Genomic DNA, 24,330 nt, shown 5'->3' with positions numbered 1-24,330 from the left:
ACTGGCCACCTGGAGGCACGCGATGCCCGATTCCCCCGACCTGTCCACCTCAACCCGCCCCGGCGACGAGGAGATCGTGCGCCGAATCGGCGCGCTGGCCCGTCAGTATTACGCGGATGGTCAGTTCTCGTGCGCCGAGGCGATCGTGCGGGCTTTTGCCGAGGTCTTCGCTCCGCATCGTTTCGACCCGACAACCGTCACCCGACTGGCCACCCCGTTCAACGGCGGCTTTTCGGAGCTGCAATTGACTTGCGGCATGTTGACCGGCGGTCTGCTGGCGATCGGTCTGGTGGCCGGTCGCGACCAGCCTGGAGACGAGGAGGCCAAGGAGCAGGCTTACACCCTGACGCAGATCTACTACAAACGGTTCCATGACGAACTCGGCACCACCTCCTGCAAGGAACTTCTAACCCGCTGGAAGGAGCAGGGGACGGAGAAGGGGCTGTGCAAGGCCCACACGCAACGCATGAGCGAACAACTGGCCAGACTCATCCTTCAGGTTGGTTTTCACGAACTGGGCGACGAGGAGGAGTCCTGATCGCTCCCTCTTTCCGACATGGTTGTCAGGATCGCATCACAAACACCCACGTTCAAATCTGAAAGTTTTTCCTGTTCCCGACCTGGAAACAACAATCGACAACTCTTTCATTTCTCACCAGAATTACATCCCACCACCAAACTCCCGGCCCGTCCCGGCGAGAAGTGCATGACCCTGATGCATTTTCCTGGGAGTTTTTTCCATTTTCACTTGTCTAAAACAACGAGAAGGTATAATCTTCAGTCTTGTTTCCGTGCCAACAGTTCCTTAAGGTTGGCAAAAGGGTGATAGGTCGCGGTTGATTCCGATGACTCAGCGAGACCACCACCCGAAAAAGATGCCTGATGTTCTTCATAACGGGCGTGTTCGTTGTCGTGACAATAGATACACAAATTTTCCCAGTTGCGCCCATCAGCCGGGTTGTTATCGTGGTTATGGTCCTTATGATGCACGGTCAGCTCGCTCAGGTTCTCCCGATTGAACGCGCGACCACATCGGGCGCACACCCACGGGTGCAACGCCAGGGACCGCTCCCGATACCCACCCATGCGTTCATCCCTGGACTTGCGCGCCGAAGCGATCAGGGCATCCACCCGTTCCGTCTGGATGGCGGTCACCTTGGGTCGTGAATCCTTGGAAATCGGTTTATTGCCAGATGAAGTCGCCACTCTCAACCTCCACTTGAAAAAATGCCCTGCCGCGCCATTGGCCAGCAAACAATCACTACCGTGAATGAAAGACATTCAAAACGTGACACTGACAACTGATTATTGCATTTTTTTAACATCATATCAAGCAACAAAAATAACCGAATTTTCTTATTTTTGATTTCTGATTCAAAAAAATATTTTTTCAGGAATGAATGTCTAAATGTAAAATAATTTAAAATTTTCAAAAAACAAATCAAATAATCATTCCAGACCACGCATTTCCTGATAAGTATTGAGAAAAAAGGTTGCAATCGGCTTCCAAAAAGTATAAACCTACCCTCGACGCAACCAATCTTCATTAAAGGACGCAAACCCACCATGACAGACAGAACCAGCACCCTGACTTTAAGCGACCGCATCCAAACGGCTCGCAAATACGCCAACCTCACCCAGAAGCAACTTGCTGATCGCGTCGGCATCAGCCAAACGGCGGTGCATAAACTGGAGTGCGGTCGTTCCCGTTCCTCCAGACGCACCGTGGCCATCGCCCTGACCTGCGGCGTGGATCCGATCTGGCTGGATACCGGACGGGGCGAAATGAGCCTGGGTGGACCTCCCGGTTCCGGCCCCGGCGTGAGCGGCGTCTCGGAGTCCGCCGAGGGTTATCGTGTTCCGGTCATTGCCCGCATCCCGCTGATCACCTGGGAAGAGGCCAAATCCTATTCGCCGGAGACCGCCGAGTCCCACCATCCGGAAAACGTCAAGGCCTGGATCCCCGTGGCCCCGCGCACCAGCGCCAAGGCGTATGCGCTCGAGGTTCCGGATGATTCCATGGAGCCGGAGTTCACCGAGGGTGAGCTGATCATCGTGGATCCGACCATGAAGGCCGAGCACAACCGCTACCTGATCGCGCGCACCAGCGAGGACAATCGCGCCACCTTGAAGCAGTTGATCGTGCATGGCAACCGGCAATACATGAAGCCGCTCAACTCGCGTTATCCATTGATCGAGGTGCAGGGTCAGCTGATCGTCAGTGGCGTGGTCGTGGCCAAGTACAAGGACTATTGACCCCGAGGGCTTGACGATGACCCTCCCAGCGGGGGTGGGGGATCGTTCGATCCACCCCCGCCGGTGGGATCCTGGTGACCCCATGCCGGTCACGTTCATGGCGAGTCGCTCCTGATGATCCCACTGGACGCACGACCTTTCGCCACCCAGGCGGAACCCGACACCCGTTTGCAATCCGCGACGGTCTTCATTCTGGGCGCGGGCGGCCTTGGTTGTCCGCTTGCCTTGCTGCTTGCCAGGGCACGGATCGGTCATCTGATAATCGCCGACGATGATCGTGTGGCGTTATCCAACCTGCCCCGTCAGATCCTGCATGTCACCTCCCGTCTTGGCCAGCCCAAAGTTCTTTCGGCGCATCGCGCGCTGCAATCGGTCGCATCTGAAACGCGGGTGACCCCGATCCCGGAACGCGTGACTCCCGAGAACATCCACGCCCTGTTGGAATCCTGTGATCTGGCTGTAGACGGCAGCGACAATTTCGCCAGCCGTCATCTGTTGAACCGCGCCTGTCTGGCGATGGGGATTCCCTATGTTTCCGGCGCGGTTCTGGGTTTCGAGGGTCAGGTTGGAGTTTTCTTGCCTGGTGTGGACCCTTATGCGCCCTGTTATGCCTGTTTGCATCCGGAGCCTGAGACGGGATGCGGCATGGATCCGGTGGTTCCCACCTGTGCCACGGCGGGGGTATTGGGACCGATCGCGGGTCAGATTGCCGCGTTGCAGGCCAAGATGGTGGTCGAGTTGCTGACGTTGGGGGTTGAGTCGGTTCGCGCGGGGGGACTGTGGTTGATCAACCCGTTGGATCATCTGTTCATGCGGGTGGCGATTCCCAAGGATCCGGGTTGTCGGGTTTGCGGGGGCTGGCGTGGCATGACGGATTGAACCCGGACGGGGTTCTCCCCCTCATGCAAGTTACCGCGCAGAAAAGGGCATCAACCGCCCAGGCCGGACATCTCCCGGGATTCGACCACCTCGGGACCGGTGTCGAAGTGGTGACGGAGCGGTTTGCGGTCCACGGCGGCGCGAATGATCTCCACGAGTTCCGCATCCGAGGCGCCGGCGCGCAAGGGGGTTTTGAGATCGACCTGATCGACGTTGCCCAGACAGAGCACCAACTCGCCGCGCGAGGTGAGGCGCATGCGGTTGCAGGTGTCGCAGAAATGGCGCGACAGCGCGGAGATGATCCCCACCTCGGTATCGCTGCCGGCGATGCGAAAGTAACGGGCCGGACCGGAGCCGCGCTCCCTGGAGCGCTCCACCGGGATCAGCTCGGCCCCGCCGCCGGCGCGGGCCAGGGCCACGATCTCCTCCGCCGGCACGAAATGGGGGGTGGTACGCATGCCGGCCCGTCCCACGGGCATGGTCTCGATGAAGCGCAGCACCAGACCGTACCGCACCGCGAAGGCGATCATGGCCGGGATCTCGTGGGCGTTGACATCACGCATCACCACCATGTTGATCTTGACCGGGTGCAACCCGGCGGCCACCGCCGCCTCGATGCCGGCCAGCACCGGGGCCAGTTGGCCGCCGCGGGTGATGCGGGCGAAGGTTTCCGGATCCAGGGTATCCAGAGAGATGTTCACCCGTCCCAGACCGGCGCGACGCAGTTCCGGCGCGAACCGATCCAGGAGCATGGCGTTGGTGGTCAGGGAAAGTTCGTCGAGTCCGGGCAGGGCGGTCAATTCGGTCACGAGCCAGATCAGATTGCGCCGCAACAGCGGCTCGCCGCCGGTCAGACGCATCCGGTCGATGCCGAGACCGACGAACAGGCGACAGAGCCGGACGATCTCCTCCAGGGTCAACATCTCCTGGTGGGTCGGCATGAGCGGCCCGCCCGCCGGGCGACAATATTCGCACTGAAGATTGCAGCGGTCGGTCACCGAGATGCGCAGATAGCGGATGGCGCGCCCGAAGGAGTCGATCAGGGCCATGGGGTCAGATCCCGTCCCCGTCGCGCACGAAGTGCCCGCTTTTGCCGCCGCTCTTCTCCAAAAGACGCACCGCGTCGATCACCATGCGCCGGTCCACCGCCTTGCACATGTCGTAGATGGTCAACCCGGCCACGGCAACCGCCGTCATGGCCTCCATCTCGACCCCGGTGCGGCCCAGGGATTTGACCACCGCGCGGATCAGGATGCGATTCCCCTCCAGGTCCGGCTCGAAGGAGAGCGCCACGGACGAAAGATCCAGCGTATGGCAGAGCGGAATCAACAGATCCACCCGCTTGGCGGCCATGATGCCGGCCAGGCGGGCGGTTTCAAGCACATCCCCCTTGGCCACGCCCCGATCCAGGATCAGCCGCAGGGTCTCGGGGGCCATCGTCACCGTGCCGCCGGCCACGGCCACCCGTTCGGTCACCGCCTTGGCCGACACGTCCACCATGCGGGCCGCGCCCTGTTCGTCGAAATGGGTCAAGCGGGGTTGATCAGTCATGTTCGATCCATTGAATGGTCACCGGGTCGCCGTCGCGCAGCTCCAGCGGCTCCTCGGGGAGAAGAATCAGGACGTTGGCCCTGGCCACGCTGGTGAGGATCCCGGAGCCTTGCGGTCCGGTGGTCTCGACCCAAGGGCCGGCTTCGTCGAAGTGGGCGATGCCGCGCAGGAAATCGCGGCGGTTGTGTTTTTTGCGCAGCATGCCGCGAAACGCGGCGCGCATGCGCCGGGGAGGCTCTTCGCTCGCGCCCATGAGTTTCAGGAGCGCGGGCCGGACGATGAGCATGAAAACGGTCATGCCGGAGACCGGATTGCCCGGCAGACCGAAGAAACGGGCCTGACCGAGACGGCCATAGGCTTGCGGCTTGCCGGGTTTCATCGCCACCTGCCAGAAGTGGATCGAACCCTGGCCCACCAGCACCTCCTTGACCAGATCGTAATCCCCCACCGATACCCCGCCGGTGCTGATCACCGCGTCCGCCTCGTGTCCGGCGCGGGCGAAGGCGGCGGCCAGGGCCTCGCGATCATCCCGCACCAGTCCCAGATCGAGCACCTTGACCCCCAGGGCGAGGAGCGCGGCGCGCAACGCGGTGCGGTTGCTGTCGTAGACCTGGCCGGGCAGGAGAGGCGTTCCGGCCTCGACCACCTCGTTACCGGTGGAGAGCACCGCCACCACCGGTTGCCGGTACACCTCGATCCGCTCGAAGCCGAGGGAGGTCAACAACCCCAAATGGGCAGGACGCAACCGGCACCCCTTGGGGAGCACCACCGATCCGGCCTGGATATCCTCGCCCGCCGGTCGGATGTTGTCGCCGGGCAGACACCCCGCCGGGATCCCCACCTGGTCGCCGTCACGCCGCACCCGTTCCTGCATCACCACGCAGTCGCAGCCGGGCGGAATCGGCGCGCCGGTCATGATGCGCACCGCCTCCCCGGCGCCCAGTGCTCTTTCGAGCCGGTCGCCCGCCGGCAGATCGGCCACCACGGTCAGGGTGACGCTCCCCTCCCGCGACAGATCCGCGGTGCGGACCGCATAGCCGTCCATGGCCGAATTGGCGTGATTCGGCACATCCGCCGGCGCGATCGCCGGCATGGAGAGCACCCGGCCCAAACCCTCGGCCACCGCCACCAGGGCGACACCCTCCACGGGCCGGGTCTCGGCCATCACTGTGGCGAACGCCTCGTCAAATCCGATCATCGCGCATCCTCCTCTTCCATCAATGCCCCCCACCGCGCGCCATGCGCAGGACGTGGGGAATCAGATCCGCCACCGCCCCCAGACTGTGCAGCGCCCCCCGCGTCGATCCCGGCAGATTGACCACCAGGGTATTGCCGCGCAACATGCTCACCCCCCTGGTGAGCACGGCGGAACGCACCTGTTCCAGACCGGCCTGGCGGATCAGCTCCGCGAAACCGGGCAACTCGCGGGTACAGACCGCGCGCGTCGCCTCCGGGGTGACATCCCGCGGCCCCGGACCGGTCCCCCCGGTGGTCAGGACCACATCCAGACCCAGGTCATCGGCCCAGGCGACCAGCCGTTCCTGGATCCGCTCCAGCTCATCGGGCAGAATCTCCCGCCCGGCCAGCGTGCCGCCCAGCTTGAGCACCTCCCCTTCCAGGGCCGCGCCGCTTTTGTCCGATGGCAGGTCGCGGCTGTCCGAAAGGGTCAGCACCCCCACCCGCAACCCACGCCAGGAGAGGTTTTCGACGGCGCCATGACCGTGACCCTGACCGTGGCCATGACCGTGGCCATCCCTCTTCTCCCCGTGTCCATGGGCGCAATCGCGCCGATGGTCGAACGCCCCGTCTTCCAACCCCATCGCCTCGCTCCTTCCCCACTGTCCCGCCGCCGCCTCGCAGCCCGGACAGGCATCCACCCACCGCGCCCCACCCTCGGCGGTGATCTCCTTTTTCCAGAAGGTGGCGTAAAGCTTCAGATGGTCGATCATGTAGCGGCAGGCATCGAACGCATCGGCGCGATGCCGCGCCGCAGCCACCACCAGCACGATGTTATCCGCCACCCCCAGACGCCCCACCCGGTGCACCACCAACAGCTCCTCGATGGCGAACCGGGCCCGCGCCGCCGCCTCGATGCGCGCCAGTTCCGCCTCGGTCATGCCCGGATAGTGCTCCAACTCCATGGCCACCACCCGATCCCCGGAGGTGTAGTCGCGCACCGTGCCGACAAAACTCACCACTCCGCCGACCACCGTGCGTCCGGCCAGCAGGGCGGCCTGCTCCGATTCCAGCGAAAAATCCTCGGTCTGAATGCGAATCATCGATCGGCCAATGCGGTTGCAAGATTGTCCTTTGGGCATGGAGCGCGTATCATAAGACCCGCTCCGGTTTTCTGAAAGAGTTTGTCGCTCCAGATCCGAATCGATGCCCTCCGGCTGTTTGGAGTCTGTTTGGGAATTCCATCCATGGAATCACCCGGCGCGCATGGTTTCGAATGGCACTCGCACCACAACCTGAAAATTGCCTGGCAATCTGACGGGCCACCCCTGGCCCGCGTCGGCGGTTTGGCCTGTGCCCAACCGCCTTTTGGATCGTTGACGCATGACCCGCCTTCAAGCGACCAACCACCGATTGCCGGCCCTGGCCTTGGCACTGCTGTTTCTGATCCTCGATCAGTTCGGCCTGCTCGACCCCCTGGAAAGGCTCGCCTATGACCGGGGTCTGCGCGCCCTCGCCCGTCCCGCCGAAACCCGCATCGCCCTGGTCACCATCGACGATCCCACCCTGGCGCGCCTCGGTCCCTGGCCCCTGGCCCCGCGTCACCATCTGCGCCTGCTGGAGATCCTGCAACGGGCCGAACCGCGCGTTCTTGCCTTCACCGAACCGATCACCGCCCATGACGACCCGTCGGACCAGGAAGCGCTCCGCGCCCTGGGCGCCCTGTTCCGCCAGAGCGGCAACGTGGTCCTGCCCCTGCCCGTCGAGTGGAGCGACCCCGAGGCAGGACGGAGCGTCATTCCGCCGCCCTATCTGATCGAGGCCGCCACCCTGCCGACGCCGGCCAAACCCTGGAAACCCGATGCCGCCCCCCCCTGGGTCACCCCCTTCGACTGGCCACGGGAGGAACCCGGCGCCCAGGCGGCCCGGATCGGCGCGAATCTGACCGCCCTCGATCCGGACCGGGTTGTCCGCGCCATGCCCCTGCTGCTGCGCGCCGGAGATCGACTGCTCCCCACCCTGCCCCTGGCCGTGACCATGACCGCCCTGCGCGCGCCCACCGAGGCGGTGCGTCCCGATCCTTTCGGCACGCTGGAGATCGCCGACACCCGGATCGCGACCCAGAACGGCTGGCGCATCCGCCCCTGGTTCCATCCCGGCGTCAATCAACACCCGGAGTTCGCCCATTTCTCCATGCTCGCCATCCTGGAAGGAAAGGTTCCCCCCGAGAGATTCCGGGATCTGGTGGTGCTGATCGGCCCGGATGCGGAGAGCCTGACCACCCGATTCGCCACCCCCATGCCGCGCGCCATGTCCCCCCTCGAACTGCATGCCCAGGCGGTCACCGCCCTGCTCGACGGACAATCCTTCTTCATCCCGGATTGGGCCCGCTCCGGTCGCCTGATCCTGTTCGGCCTGGCGACCCTGCTGCTGCTTCTGGCCCCCCCGCTCGGCATCGGCGCCCACCTGGCGACCCTGGCCGGCGCGGTCGCCCTCGCCATCGCCGTGCCGGTGGCCCACGTCCGACTGCTCGACCTCCACGGACTCTGGGTGCCGATGGTCGCCCCCCTGGCCCTCCTCGGCAGCGGCGCGATCCTGCCGCTGCTGCTGCGCTGGTGGTTCGGCGCGCCGGAAGGATCCAACGTCCGGACCGGCGAACACGACCTCCACCTGGCCCTCGGTCTGGCCTATCAGGGACAGATGTGCTGGGAGCTGGCCCAGGAGCAGTTCCGCCTCGCGCCCATGGATGCCCGTCTGATGGCCATGAGCGACCATCTGGCCCGCGACCTGGAGCATGCCAGCCGCCATGCCGACGCCGCGCGCCTTTATCACCGCATGCTGCGCTTCGCCCCCGGCGACACCCTCCTGAAACAGCGACTCCACGCGGCACAGAACCGCCTGACCAGAGAGGGTGGCGAGGCGTCCGCTCCCGCCTTCCCCAGCGGCGAGACCCGGATTGCCCGCACCGTGGGCCATTATCCGATCGTCGCGGAACTCTCCCATGACCCGCTGGGGCTCCTTGAACTGGGTCGGGATCCCCTCACCGGCAGACCGGTGATCCTGCGTCTGCCCCACCCCCCGCGTCACCCCTCCCCGGAACAGGCCGAAAAGGCCAGACGCCGCTTCCTCGCCGATGGCGAAAAGGGGCTGAAATGGCATCACGAAGGGGTGGTCGAACTGCTCGGCATCCACCTGTCCGCCCAACCGCCCCATCTGGTCATGGCCCACTTCCCGGTGCATGGCAACCTGGAACGCCATCTCCACCCGGATGACCCCCTGCCCCTCTCCCTGATCCTCTACATCGCCACCCGCGCCGCCATGGCCCTGGACCACGCCCATCAACGCGGCCTGACCCACGGCAACTTAAGGCCCGAGGATATCCTCTACGATCCCAAGAGCCGCGAGGTGTGGATCAAAGAGTTCGGCCTGGCCCGCTACCTGGGAATCGATCCCGGCTCGGGGAGCCTCTCGCCCCATGCCGCGCCGGAGTTGGTGGCCGGAGACGCGGACGCCCTGGATACCGATGGCGAGGCGCGCGCGGATCTTTATGCCCTGGCGGCGATTCTGGTCCATCTGCTCACCGGTCATCCGCCCCACCGGACGGATGACCCGGAAAGTCTGCGCGAACGGATCCTGCACGGTCCTCCCCCGGATCTGACGGCCCTTCGACCCGACATGCCGCCGGGCTTGAAGCGCATTCTCGACCAGACCCTGAACCGGGATCCGGCCAGGCGTCCGGCACGCGGCAAGGAACTGGCGCGCCTGCTGGTGGCCTTCATCCGCGAGAGCGTTCAAAAACCGTCAACCCCCTGATTCCGCTTATGTCCCCGTCCCTGCGACACCTGTGGCCTGAAAACAGTTACTCACTGAAAATCTTGCAAAATCCTGTTTGTCTTTCGCCTGCCGGGCTGCTATCCTATTCAACATTTAGATGACATCAACCCGGATCCGCCCTTCTGGTCTATCATGCGCGCCACCTTTCTCTCCGCACTCCGCCAGGCCACCCTCGTCCTGGCGCTGTTCTCGATCCAACCGGTCGCCGCCGCCGAAATCCCCATCGGCATGTCCACCCCCCTGGAGAGCGGTCCGGTGGCCCTGGGCCAAAACACCAGACTGGGGGTGGAGGCCTATTTCAACGCCGTGAACAAAAACGGCGGCGTGCATGGCCAGACCCTCAAACTGATCGCCCTCGACGACGGCTACGAACCGACCAGGGCCGCGGTCAACATGCGCGCGTTGATCGAGGACAAAAAGGTGCTGGCGGTGATCGGCAATGTCGGCACCCCGACCGCCGTGGTCGCGGCCCCAATCGCCAACGAAACCCGCACCATCCTGATCGGCGCGATCACCGGGGCCGGATTGCTGCGCAAGAACCCGCCGGAACGGTATATTTTCAACTACCGGGCCAGCTACGCCGAAGAGACCGCCGCCATGATCGACGGTCTGCTGGGACTCGGCATCAAACCCCGCGAGATCGCCTTTTTCACCCAGAACGACGGCTATGGCGACTCCGGACACGCCGGCGCGGTGGCCGCCCTGAAAAAACACGGCTTCACCGACACCGACACCCTGGCCCATGGCCGCTACACCCGCAACACCACCCACATCGAAGGGGCCCTGGCCTCGATCCTCGACGCCGAAACCGAACCGCGCGCCATCATCATGGTGGGGGCCTATCCGGCCTGCGCGGCCTTCATCCGCGAGGCACGCAAGGATCTCCCCAACGCCCTCTTCATCAACGTCTCGTTCGTCGGCAGCGCGGCTTTGGCCAAGGCCCTGGGCAAGGATGGCGAAGGGGTGATCGTCACCCAGGTGACCCCCTCCCTGAGCGACACGCTCCCCGGCGTGCAGGCCTATCACAAGGCCCTCAAACAGCTCGATCCCAAGGCCACGGCGGATTTTCTCTCCCTGGAGGGGTATCTGGCCGCGCGCCTGCTCGTCGAAGGGATCGAACGGGCCAAGCCCACCGGCAAACCGCGCGAAGATCGCGAAGCCCTGGTCAAGTCCCTGGAGAGCCTGAACGACTTCGATCTGGGCATCGGCATCCCGGTGCGCTTCGATCCGAAGGACCATCAGGCCAGCCACAAGGTGTGGCCGACCCGCCTGGTGCATGGGGAGTTCCAACCATTCGCCTGGAGCCAACTGCGATGAACTCCCCGATGACCGACCCCACCCGCAACGCTCCGGCCATGACGGGGCGGCTCGTGACCCGGCCCTTCGATCCGACCATCCGCCGTCTGCTCACCCTGTGGGTGGCCATCGGGGTGGTGGCCACCCTGATCCTGGCCGGCGCCGCCGCCTACTCCACCATCCGCCTCACCGGCCTGCAACAGCGGGTCGTCGAGCAGGTGCTCCCACTGGAAGCCTCCGGACGCCGCATCGGCGCGCTGCTTCTGGAGTACCTCACCCATCAGGATCAGCTGCTCCAGACCCAAACCCTGGAGTCCCTCGGCAAACTCCCGGCTCGCGGCCCGCTCGATGGACGCTTCAACGCCGAACTCGAACGGTTGGGCCGGACCATCCAGACCTTTCCGGACATGGCGCCGATCCTGTCGGGACTCAAGCAGGCCCACGCCGCCTTCCTGGAACAGGATGACCGTCTGCGCGAACAGATGCGCCGCGACCTGGAGATCCGCCAGAAACTCAAAACCCAGATCACCGCCCTGGACCAGACCGTGGAGCGCATGACCACCCACGCCGAGGGGATCAAGGGCAAGGTGAACCTGGCCATGACGCGCGGCAAACGCCAGACGCGCCGCGCTCTCGAGGGACGGAGCGCGGAGGATCTCAAGAGCCTGGCCGTGCAGATGATCTCGGGCGGCGCGGGTCGGATCGCCCAGGTGACCGAAAAAAGTCTGGCCAGCGTCAACACCCTGGCAATTTTAAGCCGCCAGATCCGCCTGGAAAAAGCCCCGGATCTGCTCACCAGTCTCAAGGCCAATCAGCTCAAACCCGCGGTGGATCTGGGTCGCCAGTCGATCACCGCCCTCAAGGGAGCCTCGGATCAGGCCCAGGCCGGCCTCGCCGAACTGGCCACCGAACTCGACAAGGAGTTCAACACCCTGGTCAAACTGCTCGTCGAGGGGGACGAGGCGGTCTACACCCTGGCCTGGAACGGCCTGGAGGTGGAACACCAGATCGAAACCAGCCGCAAGAACGCCGAGTCGATCCAACAACAGGTGCTCGGTCAGCTCGAAAAGATCGGCGCCGCCGTGGACGGCTTCAACGAGGAGACCACCCGCGCCTCGGCCTCGGTCAGCCGCACCGGCCAGGCCCTGGTCTACACCGTGACCCTGATCGTGGTGCTGTTCATGGTGGGCTTCGGGCTCAAACTGGCCCGCCGCATCTCCTCCTCCCTCGACCAGGCGGTGGCCGGGGTCAACCGCATCGCCGCAGGGGACCTGACCACCGAACTCAAGTCGGTCAGCCGCGACGAACTGGGTCAACTGATCCTGGCCATGTCCGGCATGGCGGCCATTCTCAAGGGGATTTTCGCCTCCCTCAACGAGGGCTCCGGCAACCTGTCGGAGGCGGCCCGCGAACTCTCCCAGGTCTCTGGCGCCCTGAACGCCAGCGCCGAACTGCTCACCGAACAATCGAGCAGCGTGGCCGGCGGCGCGAACCGCTCCAGCCGCAACCTCCAGCAGATCTCCACCGACGCCGAACAGGCCAGCGCCAACCTGTCCACCCTCTCCCATGCCGCCGAGGTGGCCAGCCACAACCTCAACACCATCTCCGCCGCCGCCGAGGAGGCGAGCATCAGCCTCACCCAGGTGGTCTCCTCGGCCCAACAGGCCACCCAGCGCATGGCCGAGGTCAAGGATGCCGCCGAGCAGACCAGCGGCAACGTCACCGGTGTCGCCGGCTCGGTACGCGCCATGACCGATGCGTTGGGCGAAATCCGTCAACGCTGTCTGATGGCCAGCCAATCCTCGGAACAGGCCAACCACGAGGCGGAACGGACCCAGGAGGTGATGGAACGGCTGTTGGAGTCGGCCCAGGAGATCCACAAGGTGGTGGACGTGATCAACAGCATCGCCGAACAGACCAACATGCTGGCCCTGAACGCCTCGATCGAGGCTGCCGGCGCCGGAGATGCGGGCAAGGGTTTCGCGGTGGTGGCCAACGAGGTCAAGGAGCTGGCCCGACAGACCGCCGCGGCCACCGGCATGATCTCGGAAACGATCGTGCGCATGAGCGACCACTCCAGGGATGCCACCGACGCGGCGGATCAGATCGTCGTCAAGATCCACGCCATCGCCTCGGCCAACGAGGAGATCCTGCAAGCGGTGGAGGATCAGGACCGCTCGGCGCGCGGCATCGCCCAGGCGATGAACGAGGCCGCCGAGCGGACCCGTTCGGTCACCGAAGGGATGGTGGCCACCAATCAGGACATGGAGGATGTGAGCCGGGCGGTGAGCGAGGTGTCGTTGGGGATCGCGGAGGTGACCCGCAACGTGGGCGAGCTGTCGGTGGGGGTGGGCGAGATGACCCGCAACGTGGCCGAGGCCTCGGCAGGGAGCCGGAACATCACCGGCAACGTGCACGATGCCGCCGACACCGCGCTGGAGATCGCCGCCAGCATGGAGCCGGTGCGCCAGGCGGTGGCCGACGTGCTGGGGATGAGCGCGCAACTGAGTCAGCGCGCTGGCGAGATGTCCCGCCTCTCCGAATCGATCAAGGGGATCGTCGCCCGCTTCCGGCTGGAGTGATTTTCCTGGCCCTGCCGCGACGGATCCCCGGTCTGCACGCCGCACATGAACCAGATGGGAGCGTTCCGCCAGCAAACCGGGCAATCATCAAAGGTGCGGTTCTCGGAAAGCGGGTGCCGCTTCCGGTACGGCTCGGGGTGTTGTATTCGTCCACACCCGGCCAACAGAAGACGATCGTCGCGTTTCTCTCACGCCTGTTTGAGCGACACATCGGGGTAGACACCCAAGGCCAGGAGCTTTTGCTTGTCGTCGAATCGATATCGGAAGCGCCACCACTTGGCCCCGTTCGGTTGACCAATGGACAAGCCGCCATCATCCGCGAGGCTCTCGGGCGCGGGTGTCGGCTTGAGGTCGCGCCGTTGGGTATCGGTCAGATAAATGACTTATATCTTTAAATTTTAATTAAATGCATTTAGTATGGTTTTTATGCGCCAGATCTACATACAATATCAGCGGCTGTTGCTGCTGCAGCTTTTCAAAATGTTCTGTTTGCCGGGTGACGCAAGACTGGTAATGGCTTTTTGACGAGGCCCTAAATCATAACAATCTCCCCAAGTCCATGGCCCGCCTCCTTCCAGAGCAAAAAAAGGAGATGATTAGGCAAATGGTCTTCAGTCCGGAAGGTGTTCTGGGCCATCTGAACCGACTTGCAGGTCAGCATTGGACTTAAATCGTGCAACAGCGCTTTCGGGCGACCCAAACATGGTAAAGCAGAATCACCATATCTTGATATAACAGTGTTTTACTGGCACAATGCTGACGATATGAAGCTGACAAGCTATACAATTTGATATCATTTTATGTTTTTCTTGGAAGATTAAAACATAAAAATAAAAAACAATCTTATTCTAGGAAATAATTCAATGAGTGACTGGTCTCAAGGATATGTTGTTTCTACGGATTATATTTTTAGTTACTGTGCAGAACTGAATCCGGGGCGTTGTCAACTCCCGCTTCTGAATGCCGGTTTTGCCACGCCCGATATTCATGTAGCCTGCGAACTGGGCTTTGGACAGGGGCTCAGCACGGCCATTCATGCTGCCACCGCTCCTGTGGCATGGTGGGCCACGGATTTTCACCCAACCCAGACTGCCTTTGCCAGACAATTGATCGCCACATCCGGTTGTTCTGCCCACATGTACGATCAATCGTTCGAGGAGTTTTGTCAACGAACCGATCTGCCGGATTTCGATTTCATCGGTCTGCACGGCGTGTGGAGTTGGATTCAACCGCACAATCGTCAGATTATCATCGATTTTATACGCCGAAAACTAAAAGTCGGTGGTATATGCTACCTCAGTTACAATACACAGCCTGGCTGGGCTGCGCGGCTTCCTTTTCGACATCTGCTTGACGAATATGCAAAAGTCATGGTTCCTCCAGGAGAGTCCATGATTGGACGTGTTGAAGCAGCTTTTGATTTCGGTGAAAAATTAGTGCAACTGCAACCCGCTTTCATAACCGCCAATCCTCGGGTGGCAGAGCAATTCCATTGGATCAAACAGGCTGATCCCCATTATCTGGCCCATGAATTTTTCAACCAGGCATGGAACTCCTTTTCCTTCACCGAAACCGCCATTTCGCTCGAACCTGCCAAAGTCACTTTTGCGGCATCGGCCAACACGCTCGATCACCTGGACGCCTATCATTTAACGGAAGCACAACAACGCTTTTTGCAAGATATTCCGGATCCGATATTTCAACAAACCGTGCGGGATTTCATGATCAACCAACAGTTCCGTCAGGATTACTGGATCAAAGGTCCACGTCGTTTGTCCCCACGGGAACGTCTGGTCTCGCTGCGGCAGCAACGGGTCATTCTGAACATCTCCCGCGATCGTGTTCATGAGGCTTCGTTTGATATTCCAGGAGAAATTCCTCTGGATCCAGAGCGCTTCGCTGTGGTGCTGGATGCCTTGGCCGATTATCGTCCAAGAACCATCGCAGCACTGGAAGATGAGTTGCGAAACGATGGCATCGATCTGAATGCAATCCTGCACGCCATTTTGGCGCTGATGTCCAGAAACATCATCGTTCAGGTTCAGTCGCCAGAACAGATCGAAAACGCCAGACCGCATACCGAACGACTCAATAATTTTCTGATCAATCTGGCCGAGGATTCTGATAACATCATCCATCTGGCCAGCCCAGTGACTGGCAGTGCCGTTATCCTGCGACGCATCCCGCGATTGTTTCTGCGGGCGCTTTCCTTGGGACACGAAACCCCGCAGGCTTGGGCAGAATGGGTTTGGCAACGATTTGCTCTACCCAACGAAAATCGCATCAAGGATGCGGTTCCTTTGCCCGTCCATGAAAGTTTAGGCAATCTGATGGCTCAGGCGCACCAATTTTCCACGCAATTACCCAGATTGCGCGCCCTCGGCGTTCTGTAACTTTGGATAACTCATAAGTTCAGAAAAAAACTATTATTTATTTTTGCTTCTTGAATGTTTCCATGATTTTCCAACTCCTCCGGCATGAAATCACGAGGAATGTAACCGTTATGCTCATTGGCCGACCATATCGTTCCCGCCGCACTCATCCGCGAGGTTCTCGGGCAAGGGTGTCGTCTTGAGGTTGCGCAGTTGGATATCTGTCAGGGATATGGTGTGATTCTTTAGGTTTGCGACAACTGTGTGTAGTCTGGTTTCCATGCACCCGATCTACACACGATACCATACACAGCAAACCTGGATGTTATACACACCCTTGGAACGCCTTGGAAACAAAAAAGCCAGCAAGTGTTTAATCTTGCTGGCTTCATGGAAACTCTTGGGAGTCTCTGGAATCGAATTTGGTGCCCAAAGGGAGAGTCGAACTCCCATGACCTCTCGGCCACTAGAACCTGAATCTAGCGCGTCTACCAATTCCGCCATCTGGGCTTGAGCGCATAGAATAGACCAGCCCAATGTGGTTTGTCAACCACAAACTTGCAGGATGGAAGCCCCGCAGACCTAGCCCGAGGGCGTTCCACGGCAAATGCGCGCCGAGGATCGTGCGCCTCGCGACCCGCCTCGCTCAAGCGGCGCCGACATCCCCTCTTGCGTCTCTCACCGCACATTGTAAAGAAAGGGCATGCCGAACCACACATCGGCGGGCCACATGCGCAACTGCATGGCCTCCAGGGTGTGGTGGGAGAAGAGCCGGGCAAGCACGTCCGGCAGGCCGGGGGTCAGAAGCACCACCATGCCGGCAGCCAGATACATGGTGAAGGCGGCCCAGGGGTCGTTGGACCAGATCTTGAGCGCCGTGCCCAGAGAGCTGGAGGTTCCCCCCTCGCCGAAAAGATTGAGGCTGTAGAGTTCGTCCAGCACCAGGTGAACCAGATACCCGCCGGTCACGAACAGCCCGACGATCCAGCAGAACCAGGGGGCCTGATGAAACAGATGATAAAGCAGGGCCGCGGTGAGACCTCCAAAAAAGACCCCGGCAGGCAACGAGTGAAAGATACCGCGATGGACCGTGCAGCGGATGAACAGTTCGCACACCGCCAGTTTGATGAACAGATAGGTCACCAGCCAAAGCATGACCAGTTCGCCGATCGACAGACGCGCCACCTGACTCAACATGACGAAAAACGAACCGAGCAACGCGAAGAGGGTGAAGGCCAGATCCAGGGTCCAGGACTCCTCGGCATCGACATCCGGGAGCACGCCGCCGATCATGGCCGCGAAAAAGCCGCTCAACCCCAGCTGGGCGTCGGCCACCCCCGCGACCATCAACGCGGTGATCGCCACCCCGCCGGAGACCGCCGCCACGGCCAGATGGGTGTTGAAATCGGCCATGTCACCCTTTCCGTCCCTTTTCCAGCCGTTTCTCCACGGTATAAACCTGAATCCGCGCCCCTTCGCGCCAGCTGTCGCCATCCAGACCGGCCTTGCGGCACAACTGGCCCAGAAACGCCACCGGATCCGGGAGCTGCTCCCACACCTGGGGCAGGAAGGTGGCCCGTCGTCCCTGTTTGGAGAGGATCACCCCATGCACCCCCGGTTTCAGCCGGGCGAGAAGATCCGCCGCGTCCCGGTACGGAAAAGGTTCGGGAGGGGTGAGAAGCGACACCTCGATCTCGGTTCCGGCCAGCTCGGCGGCGGTCAACGGCGCGAATCGGGGATCGCGCAGCGCGGCGGACAGTCCGTTTTCCAGCAGATCCTCGGCCAACGGACGGTGGGCGACCAGCGAGCCGATGCAGCCGCGCAGCGCCCCGCGCCGGGTCAGGGTGACGAAACAGGCCCCCTGTCTGGCCAACTCCGGGGACTCCTCGATCAGCCGCTCCGCCGAAAGCCCGGAACGCCCTTCCAGGGAGGCGGTCAGATGGGCGCGCACCAGCTCGGGCAGACCCGGTGCCTCGCCGGACAGAACCGCCGGAGCGACGCCTCCCGGCGCGGATCCCCCTCCGACCGGAGGGGACGCCGGGGCGTGATCCGCCGTTCCGACATCCGCATGAAACAGATAACTCGCATACCCCACCACCCGGTTCCTGTCCCCCGCCGTATCCCCGGAGTTGCGCAGATCGGCCAGCACCGGACGCCAACGCCGCCGCCGCGCGGTCTCGAGCATGGCGCCCACCCCGATGCGACCGCACGCCTCGCATCCGGCGATGCTCCTGGGATCCCTGGCCAGGATCGCCTGATTGCTGATCCCGTCCAGGCGTCTGGCCTCGTCATACGGGTGATAATGGGAAAGATCGGTGGAGATGACGATCAGATCCCCCGGTTTGACGCACGCCTCCAACAGATCGGCCAGATGTCCGCCGCTGATCTCCCCATAAACGATCGGCACGATGCGAAAATTGACCAGGGTCACCTGCAGGAAGGGGAGTTGGGTCTCCAGGGAGTGCTCCAGGCGGTGCGGTTCCTCGTCGCGACTCACATCCGGACGCCGGGCCAGGCACTCCACCCCCTCGCGATCCACCGGAATCCTGCCCAGCGGGGTCAGATAGGCATCGTAATCCCCCACCGAAGCCCCGTCGAGCCAGACCCGATGGCTCGGCCCCAGCAGAAACACCCGGCGTGGCGCGGTGGCCGGCGCGCGGACCAGCCCCTTGTAGGCATGCGCGGCGGTCAATCCCGAATAGATGAACCCGGCATGCGGGACGATCATCGCCAGGGGTTCGTTGGCGACCGTCGGGGCCTGCTCCAGCAACCCCTCGACCATGGCGCGCAACGCCTTGGACTCCTTGGGATAGAACATCCCGGCCACCGCCGGTTGACGCACCCGTTCGTTGTTCATCGCACCCTCCATCCAACCACCACCCACGCTGGAAAACCCTCCGGAACCCACCGGCGCCCGAATCCAAACCGCATCGAAAAATCTGGTCAAACACCCGGCATAACGGCTACACTGCCAGTTCATGCGGGATGAAGCGCTCACGTTCATCCCCACCCCTGGAACCCCTCGCAGGGATCCATGTTAATAAAAGTGTGCGTGCAATCCAGGTCGGATGCAAGCCACCCTGTTTCCCTTTGCCCGTGCAACACCCGCCAGGGCGTTCGATGGTCAGGGGGTGAAAGGGGGCTCCCCCCATCATGAAATCATACGAGGTTTTTTCCCGATCGCCATGCGTATCCTGCTCCTCCTTGTCGCGTTCATCTTTCCGCTGGCCTCCCAGGCCCTGGCCGCCCATGGCATCAGCCTGGATGGTACGCTGAAATATCCCGCCGATTTCAAGGGATTCGACTACACCAGCGCCGACGCCAAACCGGGCGGAACCCTGAACCTGCACGCCATCGGCGGGTTCGACAAAATGAATCCCTTCACCCTCAAGGGATCCCATCCGGACCTGCTCTCGCCGCTGGTCTTCGAACACCTGATGGTCCAGTCCATGGACGAACCCTTCTCCCAGTACGGACTCCTGGCCCAATCGGTCGAGGTGGCCGGGGATGGACTCTCGGTCACCTTCCATCTCGATCCCGAGGCCCGTTTCTCCGACGAGTCGCCGGTGACCGCCGAGGATGTCCAATTCTCCCTGGAGGTCCTGCAATCGGACAAGGCCCATCCGTTCCACCAGTCCTACTGGCGCGACATCGTGGCCGCCGAAGTGCTCTCCCCGCGCTCGATCCGCTTCAAGTTCCGTCAGGCCAATCGCGAACTGCCGCTCATCGCCGGTGAGATCCCGGTGCTCTCCCGCGCCTTTTTCGCCAAACACCCCTTCGGCGCGGAGAAGGAGATGATCGCGCCCCTCGGCACCGGACCCTACGTGGTCGAGGAGTTCAGCCCCGGCAAGATCGTCACCTATCGCCGCAACCCGAAATACTGGGGCAACAAGCGTCCGGTCAATCGCGGCCTGTATTCGTTCGAACGGATCGTGCTCAAGTTCTACAAGGATCCGGTGGTCGCCCTCGAGGGTTTCAAGGCCGGCGAATTCGACTTCATGCACGAAAACAACTCCAAACAGTGGGCCAGGGATTACGAAGGGCCGAAATTCGTCCAGAAATTGATCAAGAAGGAGACCCTCGGACACAAACGCGGCGCCGGCATGCAGGGGTTGATCTTCAACCTGCGTCGCCCCTTTTTCCAGGATATCCGCGTGCGCAAGGCGATGGTCCTGGCCTTTGACTTCGAATGGAGCAACGACAACCTGTTCCACGGTCAATACACCCGCTCGACGAGTTATTTTTCCAACTCGGAGATGGCAGCACAAGGCGCACCCCCGCCCGAAGAGCTGGCCCTGCTCGAACCGCTGCGCGACAAGCTCGATCCGGCGGTCTTCGGACCGGTCCAGGCGCCCCCCTCGACCACGCCGCCCCACGGGTTGCGTCAGAATCTAAAAGAAGCCGCCAAACTGCTGAAAGAGGCCGGCTGGACCCTGGGACCGGACAAAATCCTCACCGACGGCAAGGGCAACCGGCTGGAGATCGAAATGCTCCTGGCCACCCCCGCCTTCGAACGCATCCTGGCCCCCTATGCCGCCAATCTGGAAAAACTCGGCATCGCGCTCAAATACCGCACCGTGGACACCTCCCTCTATCAGAGCCGCGTCCACGACTTCGACTACGACATGATCGTCAACGGCTTCGGACAGTCCCAATCGCCGGGCAACGAACAGCGCGACATGTGGCACTCGGAAAGCGCCCTCATCAAGGGAAGCCACAACCGCATCGGCATCCAGGATCCGGCGGTCGATGCCCTGGTGGAGAAGATCATCTACGCCAAGACCCGCCAGGAGCTGGTCACCGCCTGCCGCGCCCTCGACCGGGTGTTGTTGGCCGGACACTATCTGGTGCCCAACTGGCATCTCAACTACCACCGCATCGCCTATTGGGATCGCTTCGCCCGCCCGGCGACCGCGCCGCTGTATTATCAACCCGAAGATTGGCTCCTCTCCTGGTGGATGAAGTAAGATGGGCGCCTACATCGCCAGACGCCTCCTGCTGATGATCCCGACCCTGTTCGGGATCATGGCCTTGACCTTCCTGGTGATCCAGTTCGTACCCGGCGGACCGGTGGAGCAGATGATCGCTCAGATGGAGGCGGGCGCGGCGGGCGGTCATGGCGGTGGGGAGGTGTCGGGATCGGCGGGCGGCGGGATCTATCGCGGCGCCAAGGGGTTGACCCATGAGCAGTTGACCGCCTTGAACCGCCTCTACGGCTTCGATCGCCCCCCCGTCGAACGCTTCCTCCTGATGATGCGCAACTACCTCACCTTCGAGTTCGGCGAATCCTACTACCATCACCGCAAGGTGGTGGATCTGGTGATCGACAAGCTGCCGGTATCGATCTCGCTCGGCATGTGGACCTTCGTGCTCACCTATCTGGTCAGCATCCCGTTGGGCATCCGCAAGGCGGTGCGCCATGGGGATCGCTTCGACGCCGTGACCTCGGCCCTGATCCTGGCCGGCTACTCGATCCCCGGCTTCGTGCTCGGGGTGCTGCTGATCGTCCTGTTCGGCGGCGGGAGCTTCTTCGATCTTTTCCCGATCCGCGGTCTGGTCTCGGACAACTGGTCGGAACTCTCCTGGTTCGGTCGCCTCACCGATTACCTCTGGCACATGGTCCTGCCGGTCACCGCATCCGTAGTCGGCTCGTTTGCGGTGATGACCATGCTCACCAAGAACAGCTTTCTGGAGGAGATCTCCAAACAGTACGTCCTCACCGCTCGGGCCAAGGGGTTGACGGAGAACGCCGTGCTCTACCGTCACGTCTTCCGCAACGCCCTGATCCCCCTGGTCACCGGCTTTCCCGGCGCCTTCGTGGCCGCTTTTTTCAGCGGCAGTCTCCTCATCGAAACCATCTTCACCCTCGACGGTCTGGGTCTTCTGGGCTACGAATCGGTGATCAACCGCGACTATCCGGTGGTGCTGGCCACCCTCTATTTCTACACGCTCCTGGGACTCATCACCAAATTGATCACCGATATCACCTACGTGATCGCCGACCCGCGCATCACCTTCGAAGGGAGCCGCTAACCACCATGCGCCGGCTCGACTCCCGCTTGCAGAACGTTCGACTCCGAGGCAAATCACTCATCCTGATTGGCGTGACGGCCCTCGGCTTTCTGGCCGTGGCCGGCAGCGTCGGCAGCCACCTGAACGACCTGCGTCACGCCACCATCCAGAATCAACGGATCGATCACGTCAGCCTGCTCATCGGTCAGGTGGCCTTCGGCACCTTCGAGCTGCAACTGCTCATGACCCAGTTTCTCCAGAACGAATCCAATCCCGGCGATCCGACCGAACCACCCGACGCAGCCATCAAGAACAAGATCGCCCGCATCGAAACCGACATCACCACCCTGGAGAAGGCCCTCGGACGGGTGGAACACTCCCCGGCCCTGCTCGAGACCGCCCAACCGCTGCGCGCCATCCAACATCTGCTCTCCCAGTTGAAGGAGCACGATCTGGCGGTGATGGAGTTGCGGCAAGAGATCGGTCAGGATGAGGATTCGGGCATTCAGGGCCGCCTGCGCACTCAGATCCATGTGCTGGAAAGCGAATTGACCACCCGCAAGGATTACCCCTGTCTGGTGGATCTGCTGCAATTGCGCCGCCGTGAGAAGGATTTCCTGATGCGGGGTCACCGCAAGAGCCGCGAATTGTTCGAACAGGCGCTCGACACCTTGCGTGCCACGATCTCCGCCTTGCCGGGCAGCGACAGGGGTCCGGACGTAGCGCTGCTCACCGAGATCTTTCAGAGCTATGGCAAGGAGGTGGAGCGTCTCAAGCAGGTGTTGCCGCTGATGACGTCGCATCGCAAACGGCTCTGGGAGATCAACAACGCCATCCTGACCCAGGCGACCCGCCTGACGGAGAGCCATCAACAGTTGATGGCCGTCAATGCCGGAGTCCAGCAGCGTGGCATCGACGGGGCAACCGTCAGTTTGATGCTGTCGTTGTCGGTGATCTTCCTGGTGATCGGTTGGGTAACCTTCTGGTTCTTCCAACAACTGATCACGCCGATTCACCGTCTGCGGGAGATGGCGTCCCGGATATCGGCAGGGGAGAGGCCGTCACCAGCCGACGATTTCGGCACGGACGAAATCGGCGAACTGGCCAGGAATCTGCAACAGGTGTGGGATCTCCCTCGCGATGACCGGAAGCCTGAGGAGTGAAATGGGATCCAGTTGTCACGACCTCTCGCACATGCGTCGTTGGTGTGACTTGGCATACGCACCTCTGGCGTGACTCCCGTCCATGTGCGCCGGACTGCACGCACCCCCGGGCTGGACGCCATGCAAACCAGGTTGGGGCTACAATCCGATCGCCCCACCCCTTATGACTCCACCAGGGTTGGCCAACATGGATCCAGATGGTCGTCTCACATGGATCCGGCCCGATTGGCATCATGATCCGGCCCGATTGGCATCATGATCCGGCCCGATTGGCATCATGATCCGGCCCGATTGGCATCATGATCCGGCCCGAGACATCATGGATCCGGCCCGGTTGACATCATGGAGCCGGCCCGAGACATCATGAATCCAGGTGGTTGACTCTCAAGAATCCGGCCCGGTTGGCCGCGACGATGGATTCTGGGACTGTTTTCGAGCATCGATGTACCAATAGCGTACCCCCCTGCCTGTCCCTTGCAGATTCTCCGGAACCAGAAACAGCTGATTTCTTTCAACTCTCTTGATAAGATAGCCGTTGCAGATCTCGCCCTCGAAACAGATCTGGTTTCCGAACATCACGGCACCCTTTTCGTCCGATCCCTCTTCAGTCACCTTGATACCCTTGATGTCCAGACTTGGCAGATCGACCACGGGATTCTCGTTCATGACAAAAAAGAACGGATCTCGTTTCACGGGCTGCAACTCTGGTTTGTTGGCCTCCTGAAAAGCGGAGCGTGACGGATGGAAAACAAGCCCCAAACGCACATACAACTGTTGCGGTTCCTTCTTGTGATCGGTCGCCGAACCTTTTTTTGATGTGGCATCGGTTTCATTGATCTCCAATTCGACCACATCCAACGACTGCTTCTCAAGATCAACAATAAAATTTTGAAGATTGTTATAATGCGACCAAAATTCAGTCATCATGATATTCTTGTTTGCAGCGCTTGGCCGGATGTACTGCAATAAAATTGAATGACGATCTGCTGTCTGTTGCATGGTAACACCAACTGTGGACGAGATTTTTTTTCTGTTGCTCTTCTCGTTCTGCTTGTCAAGCTTTGCATTTCTCTTGCTAATCTCACCATAAGCGTTCCTGATATTTTTCTGTGCCATTTTACCAGGATAATAATATACCGAAAACACAAAAATGGTCCAGATCAATACCAATGCAAACAGATGCATGATAAGTATCCAGTGTTTTCTCCA

General features: G+C 61.6%; 19 protein-coding genes and 1 tRNA gene. 10 read left to right on the top strand and 10 right to left on the bottom strand.

Annotation, left to right across the window (positions count from 1 at the left end):
• The first annotated feature begins 22 nt into the window (after positions 1-22).
• Entirely contained in the window at positions 23-538 is a 516-nt protein-coding gene (locus tag ACOY6C_RS16625; RefSeq protein WP_420906639.1) for a C-GCAxxG-C-C family protein, read from the top strand.
• Positions 539-777: 239 nt separating this feature from the next.
• On the opposite strand, the gene ACOY6C_RS16620 is transcribed toward ACOY6C_RS16625, so the two are convergent.
• The gene (locus ACOY6C_RS16620; RefSeq protein WP_420906703.1) at positions 778-1,155 is read right to left on the bottom strand and encodes a YajD family HNH nuclease; all 378 of its coding nucleotides are present in this window, start codon (positions 1,153-1,155) and stop codon (positions 778-780) included.
• Between the two features lie 411 nt (positions 1,156-1,566).
• On the opposite strand from ACOY6C_RS16620, the gene ACOY6C_RS16615 reads away from it, so the two are divergent.
• Together ACOY6C_RS16615 and ACOY6C_RS16610 are read left to right on the top strand one after the other, a co-directional pair.
• Positions 1,567-2,256 carry a LexA family protein gene (locus ACOY6C_RS16615; protein ID WP_420906638.1) on the top strand — a complete coding sequence of 230 codons (690 nt, stop codon included), beginning with the start codon at positions 1,567-1,569 and terminating at the stop codon, positions 2,254-2,256.
• 114 nt (positions 2,257-2,370) lie between these two features.
• Positions 2,371-3,135 (top strand): HesA/MoeB/ThiF family protein, encoded by a 765-nt coding sequence (locus tag ACOY6C_RS16610; RefSeq protein ID WP_420906637.1) that lies wholly within the window; start codon positions 2,371-2,373, stop codon positions 3,133-3,135.
• Positions 3,136-3,185: 50 nt separating this feature from the next.
• On the opposite strand, the gene moaA is transcribed toward ACOY6C_RS16610, so the two are convergent.
• From moaA to ACOY6C_RS16590, 4 genes are read right to left on the bottom strand one after another with little or no spacing between them, the layout of a single operon-like run.
• Complete coding sequence (gene moaA, locus ACOY6C_RS16605) at positions 3,186-4,184, bottom strand: GTP 3',8-cyclase MoaA (RefSeq protein ID WP_420906636.1); 999 nt, start codon at positions 4,182-4,184, stop codon at positions 3,186-3,188.
• Between the two features lie 4 nt (positions 4,185-4,188).
• Positions 4,189-4,686, bottom strand: a complete 498-nt coding sequence (moaC, locus tag ACOY6C_RS16600; protein WP_420906635.1) for a cyclic pyranopterin monophosphate synthase MoaC — start codon at positions 4,684-4,686, stop codon at positions 4,189-4,191.
• Positions 4,679-5,884, bottom strand: a complete 1,206-nt coding sequence (gene moeA / locus ACOY6C_RS16595) for a molybdopterin molybdotransferase MoeA (RefSeq protein ID WP_420906634.1) — start codon at positions 5,882-5,884, stop codon at positions 4,679-4,681. The genes moaC and moeA overlap by 8 nt, the downstream gene beginning before the upstream one ends.
• 19 nt (positions 5,885-5,903) lie before the next feature.
• Positions 5,904-6,965 carry a molybdenum cofactor biosynthesis protein MoaE gene (locus ACOY6C_RS16590; protein WP_420906633.1) on the bottom strand — a complete coding sequence of 354 codons (1,062 nt, stop codon included), beginning with the start codon at positions 6,963-6,965 and terminating at the stop codon, positions 5,904-5,906.
• Positions 6,966-7,245: 280 nt separating this feature from the next.
• Here ACOY6C_RS16590 and ACOY6C_RS16585 point away from each other — a divergent pair, with 280 nt between their 5' ends.
• The 3 genes from ACOY6C_RS16585 (at position 7,246) to ACOY6C_RS16575 (ending at position 13,574) form a co-directional block, all read left to right on the top strand.
• Positions 7,246-9,675: a CHASE2 domain-containing serine/threonine-protein kinase gene (locus ACOY6C_RS16585; RefSeq protein WP_420906632.1), complete on the top strand. Its 2,430-nt coding sequence runs from the start codon at positions 7,246-7,248 to the stop codon at positions 9,673-9,675.
• A gap of 153 nt (positions 9,676-9,828) precedes the next feature.
• On the top strand, positions 9,829-11,013 hold the full coding sequence (locus ACOY6C_RS16580) for an ABC transporter substrate-binding protein (RefSeq protein ID WP_420906631.1): 1,185 nt from the start codon (positions 9,829-9,831) through the stop codon (positions 11,011-11,013).
• Positions 11,010-13,574: a methyl-accepting chemotaxis protein gene (locus ACOY6C_RS16575; RefSeq protein WP_420906630.1), complete on the top strand. Its 2,565-nt coding sequence runs from the start codon at positions 11,010-11,012 to the stop codon at positions 13,572-13,574. The genes ACOY6C_RS16580 and ACOY6C_RS16575 overlap by 4 nt, the downstream gene beginning before the upstream one ends.
• A 188-nt stretch (positions 13,575-13,762) precedes the next feature.
• Here ACOY6C_RS16575 and ACOY6C_RS16570 read toward each other — a convergent pair whose 3' ends face one another.
• On the bottom strand, positions 13,763-13,948 hold the full coding sequence (locus tag ACOY6C_RS16570) for an Arm DNA-binding domain-containing protein (protein ID WP_420906702.1): 186 nt from the start codon (positions 13,946-13,948) through the stop codon (positions 13,763-13,765).
• Positions 13,949-14,437: 489 nt separating this feature from the next.
• On the opposite strand from ACOY6C_RS16570, the gene ACOY6C_RS16565 reads away from it, so the two are divergent.
• Positions 14,438-15,967 (top strand): methyltransferase regulatory domain-containing protein, encoded by a 1,530-nt coding sequence (locus tag ACOY6C_RS16565; RefSeq protein WP_420906629.1) that lies wholly within the window; start codon positions 14,438-14,440, stop codon positions 15,965-15,967.
• Positions 15,968-16,369: 402 nt separating this feature from the next.
• On the opposite strand, the gene ACOY6C_RS16560 is transcribed toward ACOY6C_RS16565, so the two are convergent.
• From ACOY6C_RS16560 to amrB, 3 genes are all read right to left on the bottom strand, one after another.
• Positions 16,370-16,456: transfer RNA gene (locus tag ACOY6C_RS16560), tRNA-Leu, on the bottom strand.
• A gap of 168 nt (positions 16,457-16,624) precedes the next feature.
• Complete coding sequence (locus ACOY6C_RS16555; RefSeq protein WP_420906628.1) at positions 16,625-17,359, bottom strand: metal-dependent hydrolase; 735 nt, start codon at positions 17,357-17,359, stop codon at positions 16,625-16,627.
• A 1-nt stretch (position 17,360) separates the two neighbouring features.
• Positions 17,361-18,944 (bottom strand): AmmeMemoRadiSam system protein B, encoded by a 1,584-nt coding sequence (gene amrB, locus ACOY6C_RS16550; protein WP_420906627.1) that lies wholly within the window; start codon positions 18,942-18,944, stop codon positions 17,361-17,363.
• A 187-nt stretch (positions 18,945-19,131) separates the two neighbouring features.
• Here amrB and ACOY6C_RS16545 point away from each other — a divergent pair, with 187 nt between their 5' ends.
• Genes ACOY6C_RS16545 through ACOY6C_RS16535 form a run of 3 tightly spaced genes read left to right on the top strand, consistent with a single transcriptional unit; the run spans position 19,132 to position 23,121 of the window.
• Positions 19,132-20,913 (top strand): extracellular solute-binding protein, encoded by a 1,782-nt coding sequence (locus ACOY6C_RS16545; protein ID WP_420906626.1) that lies wholly within the window; start codon positions 19,132-19,134, stop codon positions 20,911-20,913.
• A gap of 1 nt (position 20,914) precedes the next feature.
• Complete coding sequence (locus tag ACOY6C_RS16540; RefSeq protein ID WP_420906625.1) at positions 20,915-21,979, top strand: microcin C ABC transporter permease YejB; 1,065 nt, start codon at positions 20,915-20,917, stop codon at positions 21,977-21,979.
• A gap of 5 nt (positions 21,980-21,984) precedes the next feature.
• A complete protein-coding gene (locus tag ACOY6C_RS16535; protein WP_420906624.1) occupies positions 21,985-23,121 on the top strand; it encodes a HAMP domain-containing protein in 1,137 nt (378 codons plus the stop codon).
• 384 nt (positions 23,122-23,505) lie between these two features.
• Here ACOY6C_RS16535 and ACOY6C_RS16530 read toward each other — a convergent pair whose 3' ends face one another.
• Positions 23,506-24,306, bottom strand: coding sequence for a hypothetical protein (locus ACOY6C_RS16530; protein WP_420906623.1), 801 nt, complete (start codon positions 24,304-24,306; stop codon positions 23,506-23,508).
• Between the last annotated feature and the right edge of the window lie 24 nt (positions 24,307-24,330).

The organism is Candidatus Magnetaquiglobus chichijimensis (genome assembly GCF_045865675.1).
Taxonomy (GTDB): Bacteria; Pseudomonadota; Magnetococcia; order Magnetococcales; family Magnetaquicoccaceae; genus Magnetaquiglobus; species Magnetaquiglobus chichijimensis.
This window is presented reverse-complemented; position numbering and strand designations above follow the sequence as displayed.

Excerpts from the sequence above, each read along its gene's own strand:
- moaC (WP_420906635.1), bottom strand. The coding sequence starts at position 4,686 with ATGACTGATCAACCCCGCTTGACCCATTTCGACGAACAGGGCGCGGCC.
- ACOY6C_RS16530 (WP_420906623.1), bottom strand. The coding sequence starts at position 24,306 with ATGCATCTGTTTGCATTGGTATTGATCTGGACCATTTTTGTGTTTTCG.
- ACOY6C_RS16585 (WP_420906632.1), top strand. The coding sequence starts at position 7,246 with ATGACCCGCCTTCAAGCGACCAACCACCGATTGCCGGCCCTGGCCTTG.
- ACOY6C_RS16540 (WP_420906625.1), top strand. The coding sequence starts at position 20,915 with ATGGGCGCCTACATCGCCAGACGCCTCCTGCTGATGATCCCGACCCTG.
- ACOY6C_RS16555 (WP_420906628.1), bottom strand. The coding sequence starts at position 17,359 with ATGGCCGATTTCAACACCCATCTGGCCGTGGCGGCGGTCTCCGGCGGG.
- moaA (WP_420906636.1), bottom strand. The coding sequence starts at position 4,184 with ATGGCCCTGATCGACTCCTTCGGGCGCGCCATCCGCTATCTGCGCATC.
- ACOY6C_RS16535 (WP_420906624.1), top strand. The coding sequence starts at position 21,985 with ATGCGCCGGCTCGACTCCCGCTTGCAGAACGTTCGACTCCGAGGCAAA.
- ACOY6C_RS16545 (WP_420906626.1), top strand. The coding sequence starts at position 19,132 with ATGCGTATCCTGCTCCTCCTTGTCGCGTTCATCTTTCCGCTGGCCTCC.
- ACOY6C_RS16565 (WP_420906629.1), top strand. The coding sequence starts at position 14,438 with ATGAGTGACTGGTCTCAAGGATATGTTGTTTCTACGGATTATATTTTT.
- ACOY6C_RS16610 (WP_420906637.1), top strand. The coding sequence starts at position 2,371 with ATGATCCCACTGGACGCACGACCTTTCGCCACCCAGGCGGAACCCGAC.
- moeA (WP_420906634.1), bottom strand. The coding sequence starts at position 5,884 with ATGATCGGATTTGACGAGGCGTTCGCCACAGTGATGGCCGAGACCCGG.
- ACOY6C_RS16575 (WP_420906630.1), top strand. The coding sequence starts at position 11,010 with ATGAACTCCCCGATGACCGACCCCACCCGCAACGCTCCGGCCATGACG.
- ACOY6C_RS16615 (WP_420906638.1), top strand. The coding sequence starts at position 1,567 with ATGACAGACAGAACCAGCACCCTGACTTTAAGCGACCGCATCCAAACG.
- ACOY6C_RS16580 (WP_420906631.1), top strand. The coding sequence starts at position 9,829 with ATGCGCGCCACCTTTCTCTCCGCACTCCGCCAGGCCACCCTCGTCCTG.
- ACOY6C_RS16590 (WP_420906633.1), bottom strand. The coding sequence starts at position 6,965 with ATGATTCGCATTCAGACCGAGGATTTTTCGCTGGAATCGGAGCAGGCC.
- ACOY6C_RS16625 (WP_420906639.1), top strand. The coding sequence starts at position 23 with ATGCCCGATTCCCCCGACCTGTCCACCTCAACCCGCCCCGGCGACGAG.